Source organism: Luteitalea sp., assembly GCA_009377605.1.
Classification (GTDB): domain Bacteria; phylum Acidobacteriota; class Vicinamibacteria; order Vicinamibacterales; family Vicinamibacteraceae; genus WHTT01.
In genome coordinates this window covers 1-18306 of record WHTT01000002.1, presented here as the reverse complement: position 1 = coordinate 18306, position 18306 = coordinate 1, and the positions used below count along the sequence as shown (strand labels likewise).

The 18306-nt window shown below is 65.2% G+C and carries 17 protein-coding genes and 2 tRNA genes; 13 read left to right on the top strand and 6 right to left on the bottom strand.

The window, feature by feature from the left end; all coding sequences use genetic code 11:
• Both carB and GEV06_00805 read left to right on the top strand, forming a co-directional pair.
• Positions 1 to 3252: a carbamoyl-phosphate synthase large subunit gene (gene carB, locus GEV06_00810; GenBank protein ID MPZ16443.1), complete on the top strand. Its 3252-nt coding sequence runs from the start codon at positions 1 to 3 to the stop codon at positions 3250 to 3252.
• 188 nt (positions 3253 to 3440) lie between these two features.
• A complete protein-coding gene (locus GEV06_00805; protein MPZ16442.1) occupies positions 3441 to 5975 on the top strand; it encodes a DUF4131 domain-containing protein in 2535 nt (844 codons plus the stop codon).
• Here GEV06_00805 and mazG read toward each other — a convergent pair.
• Entirely contained in the window at positions 5962 to 6813 is an 852-nt protein-coding gene (gene mazG / locus GEV06_00800) for a nucleoside triphosphate pyrophosphohydrolase (GenBank protein MPZ16441.1), read from the bottom strand. The two genes, GEV06_00805 and mazG, sit on opposite strands and share 14 nt — an antisense overlap.
• Positions 6814 to 6853: 40 nt before the next feature.
• On the opposite strand from mazG, the gene GEV06_00795 reads away from it, so the two are divergent.
• The 6 genes from GEV06_00795 to GEV06_00770 all read left to right on the top strand — a co-directional run bounded on the left by GEV06_00795 (position 6854) and on the right by GEV06_00770 (position 12482).
• A complete protein-coding gene (locus GEV06_00795; GenBank protein MPZ16440.1) occupies positions 6854 to 7117 on the top strand; it encodes a DUF1844 domain-containing protein in 264 nt (87 codons plus the stop codon).
• A 212-nt stretch (positions 7118 to 7329) separates the two neighbouring features.
• Positions 7330 to 8118: an MBL fold metallo-hydrolase gene (locus tag GEV06_00790; GenBank protein ID MPZ16439.1), complete on the top strand. Its 789-nt coding sequence runs from the start codon at positions 7330 to 7332 to the stop codon at positions 8116 to 8118.
• A complete protein-coding gene (locus tag GEV06_00785; protein MPZ16438.1) occupies positions 8115 to 9086 on the top strand; it encodes a bifunctional riboflavin kinase/FAD synthetase in 972 nt (323 codons plus the stop codon). The genes GEV06_00790 and GEV06_00785 overlap by 4 nt, the downstream gene beginning before the upstream one ends.
• 109 nt (positions 9087 to 9195) lie before the next feature.
• Positions 9196 to 9531: a hypothetical protein gene (locus tag GEV06_00780; protein MPZ16437.1), complete on the top strand. Its 336-nt coding sequence runs from the start codon at positions 9196 to 9198 to the stop codon at positions 9529 to 9531.
• A gap of 82 nt (positions 9532 to 9613) precedes the next feature.
• Entirely contained in the window at positions 9614 to 11026 is a 1413-nt protein-coding gene (locus GEV06_00775) for a cysteine--tRNA ligase (protein MPZ16436.1), read from the top strand.
• 103 nt (positions 11027 to 11129) lie between these two features.
• The gene (locus GEV06_00770; GenBank protein MPZ16435.1) at positions 11130 to 12482 is read left to right on the top strand and encodes an acetyl ornithine aminotransferase family protein; all 1353 of its coding nucleotides are present in this window, start codon (positions 11130 to 11132) and stop codon (positions 12480 to 12482) included.
• 110 nt (positions 12483 to 12592) lie between these two features.
• On the opposite strand, the gene GEV06_00765 is transcribed toward GEV06_00770, so the two are convergent.
• On the bottom strand, positions 12593 to 12970 hold the full coding sequence (locus tag GEV06_00765; protein MPZ16434.1) for a YraN family protein: 378 nt from the start codon (positions 12968 to 12970) through the stop codon (positions 12593 to 12595).
• Positions 12971 to 13164: 194 nt separating this feature from the next.
• Here GEV06_00765 and GEV06_00760 point away from each other — a divergent pair.
• From GEV06_00760 to GEV06_00740, 5 genes are all read left to right on the top strand, one after another.
• Positions 13165 to 13239, top strand: a tRNA-Gly gene (locus GEV06_00760).
• A 52-nt stretch (positions 13240 to 13291) separates the two neighbouring features.
• Positions 13292 to 13365: transfer RNA gene (locus tag GEV06_00755), tRNA-Cys, on the top strand.
• A 241-nt stretch (positions 13366 to 13606) separates the two neighbouring features.
• The gene (locus GEV06_00750; GenBank protein MPZ16433.1) at positions 13607 to 14092 is read left to right on the top strand and encodes a hypothetical protein; all 486 of its coding nucleotides are present in this window, start codon (positions 13607 to 13609) and stop codon (positions 14090 to 14092) included.
• Positions 14093 to 14143: 51 nt separating this feature from the next.
• Positions 14144 to 14482 carry a helix-turn-helix domain-containing protein gene (locus GEV06_00745; GenBank protein MPZ16432.1) on the top strand — a complete coding sequence of 113 codons (339 nt, stop codon included), beginning with the start codon at positions 14144 to 14146 and terminating at the stop codon, positions 14480 to 14482.
• A gap of 92 nt (positions 14483 to 14574) precedes the next feature.
• The gene (locus GEV06_00740; protein ID MPZ16431.1) at positions 14575 to 14943 is read left to right on the top strand and encodes a DUF2442 domain-containing protein; all 369 of its coding nucleotides are present in this window, start codon (positions 14575 to 14577) and stop codon (positions 14941 to 14943) included.
• A 226-nt stretch (positions 14944 to 15169) separates the two neighbouring features.
• On the opposite strand, the gene GEV06_00735 is transcribed toward GEV06_00740, so the two are convergent.
• The 4 genes from GEV06_00735 to GEV06_00720 form a co-directional block, all read right to left on the bottom strand.
• Complete coding sequence (locus GEV06_00735) at positions 15170 to 15463, bottom strand: hypothetical protein (GenBank protein ID MPZ16430.1); 294 nt, start codon at positions 15461 to 15463, stop codon at positions 15170 to 15172.
• Positions 15464 to 15927: 464 nt separating this feature from the next.
• Positions 15928 to 16413, bottom strand: a complete 486-nt coding sequence (locus GEV06_00730) for a hypothetical protein (GenBank protein MPZ16429.1) — start codon at positions 16411 to 16413, stop codon at positions 15928 to 15930.
• Between the two features lie 884 nt (positions 16414 to 17297).
• Positions 17298 to 18062, bottom strand: coding sequence for a malonate transporter subunit MadM (gene madM, locus GEV06_00725; GenBank protein MPZ16428.1), 765 nt, complete (start codon positions 18060 to 18062; stop codon positions 17298 to 17300).
• A partial coding sequence (locus tag GEV06_00720) for a malonate transporter (protein MPZ16427.1) occupies positions 18052 to 18306 on the bottom strand: 255 nt, incomplete at its 5' end. The genes GEV06_00720 and madM, both read right to left, overlap by 11 nt.

The window sequence follows — 18306 nt, the reverse complement described above, 5'->3', positions numbered from 1 at the left end:
ATGAAACGAACCGACATCCACCGCGTCCTCGTGATCGGCTCAGGGCCAATCGTCATTGGCCAGGCGTGTGAGTTCGACTACTCGGGAACGCAGGCTTGTAAAGCGCTCAGGGCGGAGGGGCTCGAGATCGTCCTCGTCAACAGCAACCCAGCCACCGTCATGACCGACCCAGAGCTGGCGGATCGGACGTACGTCGAGCCGCTGACACCGGAGATCCTCTCGACGATCATCGAACGCGAGCGGCCGGACGCACTGCTCCCGACGGTCGGTGGCCAAACAGCGCTCAACCTCGCGGTGGCGCTCGCCGAGCAGGGCACGCTTGCGCAGTATGGGGTCACGCTCATTGGCGCGTCGGTCGACGCGATTCAGGTGGCCGAGGATCGCCTGCGCTTTCGCGACGCGATGCGGGAGATCGGCATCGACGTCCCACGGTCTGCGGTCGTGAGCTCCCTCGAGGCGGCGCTGGCGGCCGTCCAAGAGATCGGATTTCCAGCGATCCTCCGTCCCTCGTTCACGCTGGGGGGGATCGGCGGCGGCATTGCGTACAACCTCGAAGAGTTCCGCGAGATCGCCGAGCGCGGCATCAGTCTCAGCCCGGTCCACGACATCCTCGTCGAAGAGTCGGTGATCGGCTGGAAGGAGTTCGAGCTCGAGGTGATGCGCGACAGCGCCGATAACTTCGTGGTGATCTGCTCCATCGAGAACGTCGATCCCATGGGCGTTCACACCGGCGATAGCATCACCGTGGCACCAGCGCTGACCCTCACGGACAAGGAGTACCAGCGGATGCGTGACGCGGCACGGCGTGTCATCCGCAGGGTCGGCGTCGAAACGGGCGGCTCCAATATTCAATTCGCCATCAACCCGGACGACGGTCGGATAGTGGTGATTGAGATGAACCCGCGTGTGTCGCGATCATCGGCGCTGGCGTCGAAGGCCACAGGGTTTCCCATCGCGAAGATCGCGGCCAAGCTTGCCCTCGGATATCGACTGGACGAGATTCCCAACGACATCACCCGAGTGACGCCTGCCTCCTTCGAACCCACCATCGACTACATCGTCGTGAAGATTCCACGTTGGGCCTTCGAGAAGTTTCCGGAAGCGGATACGACCCTGACGACCCAGATGAAGTCGGTGGGGGAGGTGATGGCGATTGGCCGCACCTTCAAGGAGGCGTTCCTGAAGGGTGTCCGATCGCTCGAATTGGGCCGGAGCGGTGCCTCTCTCTTCGGCCAGCAATTCGAGGCGGACGAAGCGGGCATGGGCGCGCTGCATCGGCAGCTCGTCGTTCCGAGCGACCAACGCATGTGGGCCATCTTTCGGGCGCTCGAGGCCGGGTGGTCGGTCGACCAGCTTCATCAGCTCACGCACATCGATCAGTGGTTCTTGAGCCAATTCGCGTCGATCGCCGAGCTGGCACGCATGGCGGGCGATCTCGGCTTGCGCGAGATGTCGCCCGATTTGCTGCGCACGCTGAAGCGCTCCGGGTTCTCCGATCAAGACCTTGCCATCATCTGTGAGACGCGGGAGGAGGCCGTGCGCGCCCGGCGCGAAGAGCTCGCGCTGACGACCAGCTACAAACGGATTGACACCTGCGCCGCGGAGTTCGAGTCTTTCACGCCATACATGTACGGCAGCTATGAGGAAGAATGCGAGGCGGATCCGACGAGCCGACCCAAGGTGGTGATTCTCGGGAGTGGGCCGAACCGGATCGGCCAGGGGATCGAGTTCGACTACTGCTGTTGCCACGCCGCCTTTGCCCTGCGTGACGAGGGGTACGAGACGGTGATGATCAACTGCAATCCCGAGACCGTCTCGACCGACTACGACACGGTCGACCGCCTCTACTTCGAGCCGCTCACCTTCGAGGACGTGCTCGCCATCATCAAGCGCGAGGAGAGCGCGGGCGGCGATGTGTCGTGCGCCGTGCAGTTTGGCGGCCAGACACCGTTGAAGCTCGCACTGGCGCTGCAGGCGGCAGGCGTGAAGATCATCGGCACCTCGCCGGACTCCATCGACCTGGCCGAGGATCGCGAGCGCTTCGCGAAGCTGCTCTGGGATCTCGCGATTCCGCAGCCCGCCAACGGCATGGCGGCCTCGCGCGACGAGGCGCGCGACGTGGCTCGGCGTATTGGGTTCCCGTTGGTGGTGCGGCCCTCCTACGTGCTCGGCGGCCGGGCGATGGCGATCGTCTACGATCCGGGCAGCCTCGACCAGTACATGGCGAGCGCCGTGGACGTCTCGCCCGAACACCCGATTCTCATCGACAAGTTTCTCGAGGATGCGTTCGAGCTGGACGTGGACGCCGTGGCCGATGCGGCGGGGAACCTCGTCATCGGCGGCATCATGGAGCACATCGAGGAGGCTGGCATCCACTCGGGTGACAGCTCGTGCGTGGTGCCGCCCTACCTGGTGCCCGAGCGCCACCTTGCGACGATCCGCGACTATATTCGCCGCATCGCACGAGCACTGGGTGTTGTGGGCCTGATGAACGCGCAGTTCGCGCTCAGAGATGACACGGTGTTCGTGCTCGAGGTCAATCCGCGCGCGTCCCGAACGGTGCCCTATCTGTCGAAGGCCACCGGGGTGCCCCTCGCAAAGGTGGCGGCCCGTGTGATGGCTGGCCGCACCCTGCCGGAGCTCGGCCTGGTTGGCGATCTGGAAGGCACGGGCGTGTTCGTCAAGTCGCCCGTCTTCCCATTCGTGCGCTTCCCGGGTGTTGATACGTTACTCGGGCCGGAGATGAAGTCGACGGGCGAAGTGATGGGGGGCGGGACGTCGTTTGGCGTCGCCTATGCGAAGGCGCAGATCGGGGCCGGCCACAAGCTTCCGCTCTCTGGCACCGCGTTCATGAGCGTCAATGACAACGACAAGCGAAACGTGCTGCCGCTGGCCCGTGAGCTCCACGAGATCGGCTTCAAGATTACGGCGACGCGCGGTACCGCGGCTCACCTGCGGGCGCACGGTCTGCCAGCCGACGTCGTGTACAAGATCAACGAGGGGCGTCCGCACGTCGGTGACCGCATCTTGAACAAGGAGATTCACCTGGTCATCAACACGCCTCTCGGCCGCGAGTCGTTCTTCGATGATCGCACTGTGCGGCGCATCGCGATGCTGCACGGTGTCCCCTGCATCACGACACTCACCGGTGGCGCGGCGACGATTGCCGCGATCCGCGCCCTTCGCGACCATGGCCTCGACGTTCGGAGCCTGCAGGAGTACCACGAAGCGGTCAAGGTTCTTGGTTCTTAGGAGCCGGGCCAGAAGACATATGAAGCCGTGCAGACACGGCTCGGGATCGCAGAAAATCCACTCTGTACGGCGATGCTGATCGCCGGAACTGCAACAGCGCCCGCAGGCGCTCATCCGGCTCGCTTCGCAACCCGCGAAATTGCAGCGATTTCCGCTCCCCTTTCGTTCACGCCGACCTGTAACTGATCTTGCACGGCTTCTTTCACATGGGAGCCGTGGCCGTGCTACCCGCACTGGCGCTGCTGGCCGGTGCTGCTGTCGGAGCGACGTGGGCCGTGCCACAGCTGGCGCCGATCGGTCTGGTCGGCGGGTTGGTGGCCTGGCTCGTGGCCGCGTGGCGCTTTGTACGCGGTGGCGTGACCGGGTGCGGTGTGCTCCTTGCGGCTGGCTTCGCAGTGGCCGGTCTCTCGCTTGGCGGGGGAGCGGCGCGTCGGGCCTGGGCACCGCCGGGACTTGAGCCATGGCACGCGGATGCGGAGGCCGCTTCGGCCGAGGGCGCCGAGAGCTCGGTTCCACCGCCGATTGTTCTCGAAGGCTGGATACGTGCCGATGCGGAACAGACGCCGTATGGGGCGTCGTTCGTGCTGGATTTGCGTGCCGTCGACGTTGGCCGTCGGCGGGCCGCAGCCCAGGGTGGCGTTCGCGTGCACGTGGGGGGCCGATTCGTCGAGACACGCTACCGCGACTGGCGGGCCGGGCGGCTCGTTCGGCTACCGGCGACGCTCCGTCGCCCGCTGCCGTATCGCAACTTCGGCACCACTGATCAAGAGCTGGCACTGGCGCGGCGCCAGGTGAGGCTTCTGGCGTCGGTCAAGAGCGCGCTGCGAGTGGAGATCGTTCGGCGTGGACATCTGGCGGCCGAGATCGCGGCCAGCCTCCGTGCGCACGTTCGCCGCGTCGTCGCAGCGACGGTAGGTCGTCACGACCCGACGAGCGGCGCCATTGTCGTGGCGGTGCTGATGGGAGACCGAGCCGGTCTCGGCCAGGAGATCGAGGATCGCTTACAGCGCGCTGGCACGTATCACGTGCTCGCTATTTCCGGCGGGAACATCGCGCTACTGGCCGCGCTGCTCTTCTGGCTGCCAAGGCGACTCGGTGTGCCCGAGCGTGCCACGGCCCTGGCCGTCATCGTCCTGCTCGCTGGATATGCCGAGACGGTCGAGGGCGGGGCTTCGGTGCCGCGCGCTACGATCGTCGCCATTGTGTACTTGAGCGCACGCTTGTGGGACCATCGCACCAGTCCGATGAACGCGCTGGCGGTCGCGGCCGCGCTGCAGGCCGCGTTGACGCCGCTGGCGCTGTTCGACGCCGGCTTCGCGCTGTCGTTTGGCGCCACGGTCGGGATTCTGCACATGGCGTCGCTGGTGCGGGCGGGATGGCCGCGGATGAGGGAGCGCTCCACGCGGGCGGGGTGGCTCTGGCGCGCAGCGTTCTGGTTGCTCGCGTCGACCATTGCCGCGGAGATCGTGCTCATGCCCGTCAGCGCGCTCGTGTTCGCGCGGGCAACCCTCGCCGGACTGCTGCTCAACTTCGTTGCGATCCCGCTCATGGGGGTCGTACAGATCGTGGGGCTCGTGACCGTCGTGCTCGGCACCTTGAGCGTCGGGCTCGGAACCCTCACCGGCCTTGTTGCCCACATCGCGGCGCTGGCGATTGTCGAGAGCAGCCGGCTCGTCGACGTGGTGCCCTGGCTCGTGCGGGATGTCCCGCCTCCTTCGTGGGGCGCGCTGGCGGTCTACTACGGCGGTCTGCTGGGTGCCGTTCAGCCACCGAGGCACCGTTGGCGTCGACCAGCGCTCGCGTTGTGGGCGGCGTCCGCGGTCTGGATCGTGACGGGGGGCGTCCATGCGCCACGGCCCAAGCCCTGGACATGGCACGCTGGTGCGGGATCGCACCTCGCCGGTGAGGCGCACTCCTGGCTCACGGCGACGTTTCTCGATGTCGGACAGGGGGACGCAACGCTCCTCCAGCTGCCCGACGGCACAACGCTACTCGCAGACGCAGGCGGCACGCAGTTCGACGCGGCGTTCGATGTGGGAGACCGTGTGGTCTCACGCGCCCTGTGGGCCCTGGGCCTGCGACGGCTCGATCGGATGGGCATTACGCATGGCGATGCCGATCACGTAGCAGGCGCGCCGATCGTGGCGCGGCGATTCAATCCACGTCTGTTCTGGGAAGGCGTACCCGTCGTCGGACATCGAACGCTGGAGATGTTGAAGCGCCTGGCGCGCGACCGCGGCGCGGTCTGGCGGCAGCTCCGACGCGGCGAGGTCATCACGCGCGGCATGGTCTCTTTCACCGTCCTGCATCCGGGAGAGCCGGAGTGGGAGCGACGGCGCGCACGAAACAACGATTCGCTCGTGCTCGATGTGCGCTATGGCGATGTGTCGTTCCTCTTGCCGGGCGATATCGAGCGCGCGGCAGAAGAGGAGGTCTCCGCGCATGTCGCACCCTCACGGCTGCGTGTGCTCAAGGCGGCGCACCACGGTAGCCGTACGTCGACCACCACGCGCTTTCTCCACGCCGTAGCCCCGCGGGTCGTCGTGTTCAGTTGCGGGCGAGAGAATCGGTACGGTCACCCAGCAGCGGATGTAGTCACGCGTGTCCAGCGCACCGGCGCCTCCATTTTGCGAACGGATCGGGAGGGCGCTATTCAGCTTGCGACCAACGGCCGCGTGATCGTCGGCCGAACGATGTCTGGTAAGACGTTTATGGTGCGGTAAGGCGCTTGGCAGCGTTCCAGGCGGCGTCCATCTCGTCGAGCGTGACCTCATCCATCGCCTTGCCGCCCTCGGCCAACGCCTGCTGCATTGCCTCGAAGCGTTGCGTGAATTTGTCATTGGCGGCGCGCAGCGCCGCTTCCGGCTCGACGCCGAGCTTGCGCGCGAGGTTCACCACGGCGAACAGCAGGTCGCCGAGCTCTTCGGTGGTCTGCGGCTCGTCGCCGCGCGCGGCGGCTTCCTCGACCTCCGACATCTCTTCACGCACCTTCGCAACGACCGCCGCCGGATCCGGCCAGTCGAAGCCCACCGTCGCCGCCCGGGCGCTCAAGCGATACGCGCGAAGCAGGGCGGGCAGCGCGCGAGGGACACCGTCTATCACGCTGCGTCGCGTTTGTCCCTTTCGGTCGCGCTCGCGGGCCTTGATCTCCTCCCAGCGCACCTTGACGTCATCTGGCGTGGTGATGCGCACCGCCGTGTCGTCCGTCTCCCGTGCGAAGACATGCGGATGCCGGCGTATCAGCTTGTCGCCAACATCCTCGAGCGCATCAGCCAACGTGAAGAAGCGGCTTTCGGCGCAGAGCTGGGCGAGAAAGACGCCTTCGAAGACGAGGTCGCCGATCTCGCCGCGCAGCTCACCCATATCGTTGCGCTCGATCGCCTCGACGACCTCGTACGCCTCCTCGATGACATATGGCGCGAGGGTCTTGAGGGTCTGTTCGCGATCCCACGGGCAGCCGGTGGGCGACCGCAAGCGGGCCATGATGCCCGCCAACCGCTGAAGCGCAGCACCGGCGCGCTGGTGATCGGCAGGACGAGTCTCGCGCGTGGGCTCGGACATGGGCATGAACGGGCGCTCGGCCCTATGCTAGCATTCTCGAATGGCGGAAGCGCCGCCCTCGACCGTCTCTTTCACGGCGTTCGTGCTGTCGCTGGCGCAGGCGGCCGCCGTGCATTTTGGGGACCGGCCGGATTCCTCCACCGGTCAAAAGACCACCGATCTCGATGCGGCACGTCAGATGATCGACACACTAGCCATGATCGACGAGAAGATTCGTGGGAACTTGATTATCCAGGAGCGCCAGCTCATCGAACAGCTGCTATACGAGCTGCGGATGAAGTACGTCGAGATGACGCAGCGTTAGAGGTTCGAGGTTCAAGGTTCGAGGTTCAAGGTGGGGGCGTATCGACGTTGGTTGGTGAAAGCCCACGCGCCGTTGAACGTGGATCCTTCCACCTCGTCCGCCATCACCTTCGTGAGCAGGCAGTGCTGACCTCCGACCTTCCATCCCCGACCTTGAACCTCGAACCTCGAACCTTGAACCTTGAACCTCGAACCTCTGACCTCGAACCTCCTATGCGTGTTCTCTTCCTCGGCACGGGCACCTCACATGGGGTCCCGGTGATTGGTTGTCGCTGCGACGTCTGTCGATCCGACGACCCGCGCGACAAGCGCTGGCGGACGTCCATTCTCGTGACCCAGGACGATGGTCTACAGGTGTTGGTGGACACCTCGATCGACCTGCGTGCCCAAGCGCTGCACTTTGGTATCACGCGGGTCGACACCATCGTCTACACGCACAGCCATGCCGATCATGTGTTCGGCTTGGACGAGTGCCGGCGATTCAACGTCCTCAGCGGCGAAGCGCTTCCCCTGTACGCGGATGAATTGACGATGCGGGACCTGCGGCGGATCTTCGACTACGCGTTCGAGGCGCCGCCAGAGTTGGCGGGAGGCGTCCCATCGCTTGCGCCGCAGACGATTGACGGGCCATTCATGGTTGGGTCGACTCGCTGGACACCGATTCCCATTTTCCACGGCCGGCGCCTCATTCTTGGATTTCGGGTCGGACCGTTTGCGTACCTCACGGATTGCAGCGCCATCCCCGACCAGTCCTGGCCGCTGCTCGAGGGTGTCGACATGCTCGTGCTCGATGCACTTCGCGATCGCCCGCACCCCACGCACTTCTCGCTTGGTGAGGCCATCGAGGCGGCGCAGCGTGTCGGCGCCTCCAGCACACTTCTAGTCCACATGGCGCACGAGATCGGCCATGCGGCGACCTGCGCGCGTCTGCCGGCCGGGATCGAGCTAGCATATGATGGACTGGTCATTGACGTGCCGCCAGCCACCCAACAATCGGCATGACGACGCAACCGACAACGGGTCGGGTCAGCTTGGACATCCGTTACTTTCCGGATGATCCCTCGCCCGCCAATTGGCCGTACCCCGTGGTCGCGTTGGGCAACTTCGACGGCCTCCATCGCGGGCACCAGAAGATCATCGATCGCGTCGGTCGGCAGGCGCGCGAGCACGGCGGCACGGCGCTGGTCATGGCGTTCGAGCCGCACCCGCCGCGGGTCGTTCGGCCGGACAAGGCACCGCCATTGCTGATGACGCGTGCGCAGCGGCTGGAGGCGATTGCCCGCGCCGGCATCGAGGGCGTGGTCATCGTGCGGTTCACACCCGAGCTCTCGCGTTGGGAGCCGGAGCACTTCGTGCGCGAGGTGTTGATCGACTGGCTGCGCGTGGCGGAAGTGTGGGTGGGTGGGAACTTTCTCTTTGGACGCGACCGATCCGGCAACTTCTCGCTGCTGCGTGCGCTCGGTCAAGACCATGGCTTCAAGGTCGAGAAGATCGATCCGGTCCGCTACAAGGACTTCATCGTCAGCAGCACGCGCATCCGGCGTCTCGTTGCGGAGGGGCGGGTAGACGAAGCGGGCGCGCTGTTGGGCCATCATTACTACGTCGACGGCCTCGTGGTGCCTGGCGCGGGCCGCGGCCGAGGACTCGGGTTCCCGACGGCGAACCTGCAGACGGAGAATGAGCTATTGCCTCCACACGGCGTGTATGCGACGACAGTCACCATCGACTCGGCGATTCACGCGGCCGTGACCAATGTGGGCCTGCGCCCCACGTTCGGCGATCTCACGACGCCCATTGTGGAGACGCATCTCCTCGACTTCGATCGAGATCTCGCCGGCGCGCGTGTTCGCCTCGCGTTCGTGCAGCGGATGCGGCCAGAGAAGGCGTTCGCGAACGTGGAGGCGCTGCGAGCGCAGGTGACGGCGGACTGCGCAGAGGCGCGCGCCCTCTTCGGCCGGATTTCGCTATAGAATGCTTCCAGTCATGGCGGAGCCCACGACAGCTGCGCTGTCCAGGCGTGGCGTGTCAGTTACGTTGAGCGTTTCCGCGGACCAGCGGCACCTCGGGCTCCTGCGTGACATGACGAAACGGCTGGCCGCCTACGCTGGTGCGGAGGAGCCGGACGCCGCACGGCTGGGTGATGCCCTGGATCACGCCGTCGGCTGGCTGTTGCCGTATCTCGAGGAAGAGCCGGCGGGCACGGCCATCGAGGTTCAGTATGCCAGCACGCGTGAGGCGATGACGGCGCGCGTCAATTGCCGCCAGACATCCGTGGTGCAGGATCCCATCGAGTCGGCTCTCACCCAGAGCCGCATGGCGATGCTCGGTGACCTCGTCGATCGCGTCGACGTGGGACGCGACGGGCGCACCGCGTTCTGCCGGTTCACCTGTCAGCTGCCCTCGCACAAGCGGTGAGCTCCCGTACTGGGTTCCGCTGAGCGGCACAGCGTGCAATGCTGCCAGCGCAGCAGGGATCTCCGGCCGACAACATTCCGACATGCGTCTCTACAATACACTCACGCGCCAGGAGGAGGAGTTTGCGCCCGCACGCGGGAATGTCGTGCGCATGTACGCCTGCGGCTTGACGGTCTACGCGCGCGGCCACATTGGCAACTTCCGCACGTTCGTTGCGGTGGACTTGTTGCGTCGCATGCTGCGGCACGTCGCCCGCTATCAGGTGCGCTATGTGAGCAACTTCACAGACGTTGACGATCGGACGATTATCGAGTCGCGCAATGCCGGCATGTCCCTGCACGACTATACCGACCGGTACATCGCGACGTTCCGCGAGGATGCCGATACTCTGGGGATCGCACCACCTGACGAGTCGCCGCGTGCCACGGAGGATGCCAATCTCCAGGCGATGGCCGAGATGATCACGGCGCTCGAGCAGCGCGGTCACGCGTACCGAGGGGACGGATCCATCTACTTCAAGATCGCGTCGCTTCCCGACTACGGAAAGCTCGCGCAGCTCGACCATGCCGGCATCAAGCCTGGCGCCCGCATCGACGCCGACAAGTACGACAAAGAGAACGCGCGCGACTTCGTCTTGTGGAAGGCTGCGCGGCCCGGAGAGCCGACATGGGACCCCGGTCTCGGGCCAGGGCGGCCCGGTTGGCACATCGAGTGCTCGGCGATGGCCCTGCACTGGCTCGACGGGCCGCCCATCGATATTCATTGTGGCGGTGTGGATCTCATCTTTCCTCATCACGAGAATGAGATCGCGCAGGCCGAGGCGGCGACCGGGCAGCCGTTTGCGCGCTACTGGTTTCACGTCGAGCACCTGCTGCTGGAACGAGAGAAGATGTCGAAGTCGGCCGGCAACGTGTATACGATTCCCGACGTGCTCCGGGAAGGCTACCGCCCGTCGGCCCTGCGGTACGCGCTGCTTGCCGTCCACTACCGCAAGCAGCTCCGCTTTTCGTGGACGGTGCTGCAACAAGCGGAGGAATCGTTGCGGCGGCTGATGGCCTGTCTGGCGCGGCTCGACCTCGTCACGCGCGAGGCCGCCAGCCCGAGATTCGCAGAAGAGCTGGCAGAGAAGCGAGACCGCTTCCGCCGCTGGCTGCTCGACGACCTCAATGTGCCAGGGGCGCTTGGTGCGGTCTTCGACCTGGTGCGGGCGGTCAATGCCGCCGTAGATGCCGGCGAGCTCGGACGCCCGGACGCCGATCTCGTCCGTCGCACGTTCGACGAGTTCGACGACGTGCTGGGTGTGATGGCGCTGCGGCGGCGCGAGGAGGCGGCATTGCCGATGGCCGTCGACGAAATCGAGCGGCTCGTGGCCGAGCGCCAGAGCGCCCGCCGACGGCGCGACTTCGCGACGGCCGACCGAGTCCGCGGCGAGCTCGACGCCCGCGGCATTGTCGTCGAGGACACGCCAGCCGGGCCGAAGTGGAAGCGGAAGTAGCGCAGGCCTTTAGGCCTGCCGACTGGGATTTCGCGCCACGATTGGCAGGCCTAAAGGCCTGCGCTACGAGGATTCAAAACTCAGTGCTGTGAGACTGACCGTGATATCGAAGCCCCAGATCAAGACTCGGTTGCCGGGTCCGAACGCCAGGGCCATCATCGAGCGCGACGCCAGATTCGTCTCGCCATCCTACACACGCGGATATCCGCTCGTCATCGCGCGAGGCGAGGGGGCGATGGTCGAGGATGTCGACGGCAACTGCTTCCTGGACTGTGCGGCAGGCATCGCCACCAACTCCACCGGCCACTCACATCCGGACGTCGTCAGTGCGATAACGGAACAGGCGCATCGCTACCTGCACATGTCCGGCACTGACTTCTACTACGACCCGCAGGTCACGCTGGCAGAAACGCTCGACCGGATCGTGCCCATCGCGGGGCCGACCAAGTCGTTCTTTGGTAATTCTGGCGCCGAGGCGAACGAAGCGGCGCTCAAGCTCGCGCGCTATCACTCCAAGCGGAGCTTCGTCGTTGCGTTCTTCGGTGCGTTCCACGGCCGCACGATGGGTGCCCTTGGTCTCACTGCAAGCAAGGCGGTGCAGCGGGCAGGCTTTGGTCCGACGACCACGCCCGGCGTCTTTCACGCGCCGTATCCGGATCCGTATCGGCACCCACGTGGTCCCGAGGCGGCCGTCGACGAGTGTTTCGAGTATCTCGAGGATCGCCTCTTCGCCCAGTTGGTGCCACCCGACGAAGTTGCGGCCATTGTTGTCGAGCCCATTCAGGGTGAGGGTGGATACATCATACCGCCCACATCGTTCTTTCAACGCTTGCAGGCGCTGGCCAGTAAGCATGGCATCCTCATCGTCGCGGACGAGGTGCAGTCTGGTATGGGACGCACGGGGCGCATGTTTGCCTGCCAGCACTTTGGTCTCCAGCCTGACATGGTCACGATGGCGAAGGGTATTGCATCGGGGATGCCGCTTGGCGTTGCCACGGGTCGCGCCGCGCTCTGGGACTGGGCGCCTGGCGCGCATGCGAGCACGTTCGGGGGCAATCCGGTGTCCTGCGCGGCCGCGCTGGCGACTATTCGTTTGCTCGAGGGTAGCCTCATCGAGAATGCCACACGTGTAGGAGCGTATCTCCTCGATGGACTACGCGCGCTGCAGGAGAAGCACTCCCTGATTGGCGATGTACGTGGGCGGGGCCTGATGATTGGTGTCGAGCTCGTTCGCGATCGCCAGACCAAGGAGCGGGCCGTTGAAGAGCGCGATCAGGTCGTCGAAGAGGTGTTCAAACGCGGCGTGCTCCTCCTGGGCGCGGGGCGCAACGTCATTCGGTTCTCGCCGCCTCTGCTGCTGACGACCGATCAGGCGGATATGGCTCTCGCGGCGCTCGACGAAGCGCTCGGCGTCGTGGGGCGTGTGCGCGGCCAGGGCGCCACGGTGCGACGCTGAGGCATCAGGCCGTTCCCAGAGCTCTCGAGAACCACAAACGGACGCCTCGGAGAGTCCTCCCAGCCACGATGGTAGGGCGCGTTCGCCGAACGCGCCGTCGGCGTCGCCGGCTACCACGCGTCGGCCTCGAAGGCATTTTCGATGATCTCGATGGTCGGGCGCTGACCCACCGGCCAGAGAACCGTCACGACGTCGAAACGGCAAGCCCGATCGCCGAGGCGCCGATGGGACAGGTAGTCGCGTGCCATGGCTCGGAGACGCCGGCGCTTGATCCAGGTGACCGCCTCGGCCGGTTGGCCAAAGCTCACGGTGCGTCGCGTTTTGACCTCGACGAAGACGATTGTGCGCCGATGCTCGGCGACGATGTCAATTTCGCCACCGCGGGTGCGGTACCGCCGTTCAAGAATTGCGTACCCGTGGCGTACGAGCTCACGGCAGGCGAGGATTTCGCCCGATTCCCCGAGGGTTCCGCGCGGGTCGGCGGCCATACGGCGGATCGCAACAGCAACTTTCGGGCCGTCGTCACCGGGAGGTAAGCGGACGCGTACGCCGAGGGATCGACAGAGGCAGGCTCGTCACTCACGCCCCAGGCAGCTGGCTGAAACCTGCTTCAGCGTCTGGGGCTGCTTGCGCGGCGCGGACGTGCTGTGGTACGTTGTAAAATTGTCGCTTGGCGGAACGAGCGGGAATAACTCAGTGGTAGAGTGCGACCTTGCCAAGGTCGAAGTCGCGGGTTCGAATCCCGTTTCCCGCTCCATCCTCTTCCTGATTCAAGGAGCCGCGCACAGCGGGCCTCCCACCTAGTTCTCGGCGCCGTAGCCAAGTGGTAAGGCAGAGGTCTGCAAAACCTCCATCCCCGGTTCAAATCCGGGCGGCGCCTCCAATCACAAGCCTAGTGGACGTTGGCACTTGCGGGAGACGACTGATCCGCGATTGCCGGCGAGCTCAGTCCAAAACCGTCCATCTCGCCAAACGACCGCTCTTCGACCGCCTCGACGGCCTGACGGTGCGAGGCATCGATGAGTGCAGGTACAAAACAGGGACAGCACAAGGGTCACAATACCGTAGCAGGCGCACCCGTCGTGCTGCTCCCTGTGGTTGGGGTGTTCGACGAGTCGGCATAGGTGCAGACGACGAAACGCCCGCTGACCCGCACAGATGTGACGTGCATGCGAGCGGACAGGGTTGCGTCGAGTATCCTTCAGCGCGTGGCCAAGCTTCAGGCGGTCTACTATCGGGCGCCAGATGGCTCCGAGCCAGTCAACGACTTCATCGACCGGCTACCGGTCAAGCGTCAGGTGGTCTTGGACAATCAAATTGACCGCCTGAACATGCTCACGAGGTCCAACCCACCCCTTCCGTTTCCCCACAGCTCGCAGATCGAGGGCGAACTGCGCGAATTGAGATGCCACTGCGGCCGGGAACTCTACCGCATCTTGTATCAGAGATCTCGCAACCTGATCGTCCTCCTGCATATCTTCCGCAAGGACGGCGGCCAGGTGCCCGAGTCGGAAATCGCGACCGCCAAGCAACGTTGGAGAGATTTTCGGGCGCGGATGGATGCACCGACCCGCCGGCCCCCGCGGGCGGCGGGGCATGATGCGCCTTGATCGCGGCTTACCAAAAGTGATAAGCTGTGTGGCGACTCTGGAGGTGCGTCAGTGAATATCAGCCGCCCCGTAGGAAGCACCACCCAGCAGGCACAACGTCGGCGGGCGCGCGCAAGTGCCGCCTACCGTGCCGAGCAGCGTCGCCTCGCCCCATTCGAGGAAGTAGCCCGACTCGTGATCAGGCGACGCGCGGCCTTGGGCATCTCCCAGCAGGAGCTCGCGCGCCGCGTCGGGACCAGTCATTCGGCAATCTCCAGGCTCGAGAGCGGCCGCCACAAGACCAGCGTTGAGACGCTCCAGCGGGTGGCCGAGGCGCTCGGTGTGCGCTTGGTGCTCGGCTTCGAGAGCCGTTCTGAGGACACTCCAGTGCGCGAGCTGGTAAGCGTGTAGCCACGGCCTGCTGAGGAGCTTCGACAGCTAAACGAGATCCGCGGTCTCATCGTTCGGAATGACAACGCCATGATCGAGTCTTGGTATGAGCACTGTGGTCAGGTGTTGAAACGCGAATCGACGACATCGAGGCGACCGACGACGTCATCACGGCACGCCTGGTCGACGGACGCGTGATCAGTGTCCCATTGGCGTGGTCGTGGCGGTTGTCCGACGCAACGCCCAAGCAGCGGGCGAACTGGACGTTGATCGGCGACGGCCACGGCGTTCACTGGCCGGACATTGATGAGGACGTGAGTGCCGAGGGAATGCTTCACGGAATCCCGGCTCGTCGTCCTCGAGGTCGGCCGACGCGTCACCGTAGGCCTGCCTCCAGTGTGGCAATGCCGGCGAGCCGCGTGTCTTCCAGGGCGCTGCCGAAACGGCGTGCACGAGCAGCCCGGTCTGACCGTCAAGCGTGAACGCCGCGCCGCGTCATCTCGTGCGTCGCGGCCTCATGGTGGCTTCGTACAGCCCGGCCTCCTCGCCTGCTGTGGACATCTCGTCCAGTAGCTGGCGCCGCCGACGTTCACTGCGGCTTGTGAGCAGATCCAGCGGGATGTTGTCGAACATCTAGTTCATGCCGGTGCAGCGCTACCAGCAGCGTCTCATCCTGGGCGCCCGTCGCGCTCATCGTGCCCACGGTCGTCATCGTCGTGTGGGCAGATGCCGCCGTCGTCGGCCGGCCGCGCCGGACGCCGGTCGCTGGGCGGCGGTGTCGCGCGCCGAGAAGCTCATCGGCGTCGCGTGGGCCGGGTCCATGCTCGCGGCGACATGCGCGCGACTCTCCCTTCCGGATGGACCGCGTTCGACAGCATCGCGCTGCGCGTCGGCTTCACGGCGCTCAGTGTGGTCGTCGCGCTCGTCGCGATCGCTCATACCTTCATCACTCTGTCGGCGCTGGCCGCCGCGCTGCCGCTGCACCTCACTATTGGACGACATCCTCATTCAATATCGATCAAAGGGCCACAAAGAAGGTCTGAGACGAACAACTCTAGTCCGGCGGAAAGAGCGTCTACCTCGTCACGACTCGGAAACGGCAGCACGCCATGGACCAGGTTGCTCCGGACCGTATAGCAGTTCGAAAAGAACTGACCGGGTGACTTGTTCTGGTACTTCCGGGCGCCGAGTCTGCTCTCAGCAAGACGCTTTCCTGCGCGACTTATGGACTCCTGCTTCAGCCAGCGCAGCGAACCCAGGATAGAATGCCGCTCGGCCGGGGGTCAGCGACGGTTCAGCCTGTGTTGCAGCAATTAGCGACTCGACGTGCTGGCGCGCCGCGGCGTCGCGCGGACGCGGCTCGAGCAGTGCCTCGATTGCCATGACGCGCAGTAGGAATCGCGCATCAGCCGACGGCTGAAAGAAGGAGGCATTAAATACTTCGAACGCTATCCGCTCCTTCGGCGTCAGCTCCACGTCGTCTCGAGTGCCCGGCGGAACGTGCGCTCGAAGCGGTCCGGAGGAACGCCGCGAAGAGCAGTCGCTGATGTCGATGCGAATCGTGGCCATGGATCGGCAGCGAAGACCATCATTCCATGGACGTCGTTGAGGACCCTCTCGCCACGTTGAGCCTCCAGCCACTGCAAGCCGTACGTCGTGAATGCTCCCTTGGGTGCCCTGTCTCCAAAGTCAGCACCGACGCGGACGTGAGCCATCGTCCGCAGAAGCACGCGCCAATACAGGTCACCCGCACGTGTTGCCGTTTCCTCGGAAGCGAATCCCTCACCAATGAGGACGAGGCGCTCGCTGTCCTTAACGGCCTTGTCCTTGTCCCACGCCCGCAACTGAACACGATCACCTGGCGCTAGGGACGGGAGGTCCACAGTCGGCGCCTCGATGTTGATGCTGTCGGTGGGCGATCGATGAAAGCGGATTCGGAATGCGTAGCGCACTGCTGCTCAATATCCGTCCAACGCAATCGCGATGAGCCGCGGCGCAGGGCTCGTCAGCCGAGCCGACAGCTCCATCGCATGTTAGGCCGTTCACACATTCTTACGCGGCATGGTCGATGACTTCGAGCACCTGCCGGTGCCCAAGTCGAAGGTCGCCGACGAACGCGACGGTCTACCCGACGTACTCCGACCGCATGTGCTTGTGCGCGTGGATGTTAACACGAATGCCATCACAGCGATCATGAACGTGGTTGGCTGCGAACACCGCGTTGGCCGCCGCGCTCGCGGCCAACCGTGTGAGCATGATCACCGCGCAGCGGTCAACCCACTCCAGATCAACGAGTTCGCACCGTCGGCTGAACACGCGCGGGGGTAGTTGGCGGTGCGATCTGCTGTGCCGCGGGGAGATCATCGAGGTCGGCCAGGGGACTTTCGCGGTGGGCGGGGTTGACCTGACGCCACATGCGATAGCGCTGGTCATAGTCGTCGCGGTGAAAACGGACCTGATCTGCCCGATGCTCGTCGAGGTCCTCGATCCGCAGGCTTTTCAGTGTGCTTCGTCTCGAGCCCGTTAACCTTCCGATAGGCCCTTCATCCGTCCTATCGTCCACGAGCGCAACGGCGGCGGCAGACACGAAGACACCAACGCTAACCGGCGCCAGTCCATCGGCTGGATCAAGCCCGCCTCACTCGACCCTCCTTCCAAGAACCGTTGCAGCCGGCTTTCTCGATCAAGTGACCCGCAATCGTGCGGTAGGCGATGCCCAGTACCTGGGTCAGGATTTCGGATCGGGTTGATTAGCCGTTAAGGTTGGACGTTAAGCGCGTGGGAAGCCGACCTCGGCTAACATGCAGCGCGGTGGGCTTGATGTGCGTCGACGCGCTCAGAGAATACCGCGCACGGCGAGAAACAGCACCGACGGCGCGAGCAGGCAGCCGACGCCGGTGTAGAACGTCGCCGTCATCGCGCCGTAGGGCACGAGCTTCGGATCGGTGGCGGCGAGTCCGCCGGCGACGCCGCTGGTCGTGCCCATCAGGCCGCCGTAGATCATGGCGGCGTGCGGGTTGTCGAGGCCGATCCGGCCGGCGACCAGCGGCGTGCCGACCATTACCAGCACCGACTTCGTGAGCCCCGCCGCCACGCTCAGGGCGATCACGCCGGACTCGGCGTCCAGCGCCGTCCCGGTCACCGGGCCGACGATGTATGTGGCCGCACCCGCGCCGATCGTGCTGACCGACACCGCGTCCGTGTACCCGAATGCCAACGCCACGATCGCGCCGACGACGAACGACAGCACGACGCCGATGACGATCGAGGCCGCGCCAACCGCGCCCGCTTTGCGCAATTCGTCGAGATCGGCGCCGAACGCGGTCGCGACGATCGCGAAATCCCGAAACATCGCGCCGCCCATCAGGCCGAGGCCGGCCAGTACCGTGAAATCCGCGAGGCCCTGCCTGCCGCCGGTCACCGCGCCGCCGATGTACGCCAGCAGCAGGCCGATCGTGATGGCGATCGCCGAGCCGTGCACCCTTCCGCGCGTCAGCTTCGACGACAGCCAGTACGAGAACCAGACGAGGATGCCGACGAAGACGAACGCCGTGATCAGCGCGCTCTTCGCGAGGACCTGCGCCAGCGCATCAACCAGCATCGCGGCTGCCTGTACCGAAGCGCGCCAGCACCGGGATCATCGCGAAACTCGCCGCGACCGCGGCAACGCCGGCCGTAACCGCCATCCAGCCGCTCGAGACCGCGGCGGCGACGTCCTGCCGGGCCGCCATTGCGACGACGATCGGGATGTACATCGCGTTCCAGAAGTTGACGCCGCTTGCCGTAAGCGGGCTCAGCCGGAGGCGCTGGTGCGAAAGATTGGACAACAGAATCAGCAGGAGCAT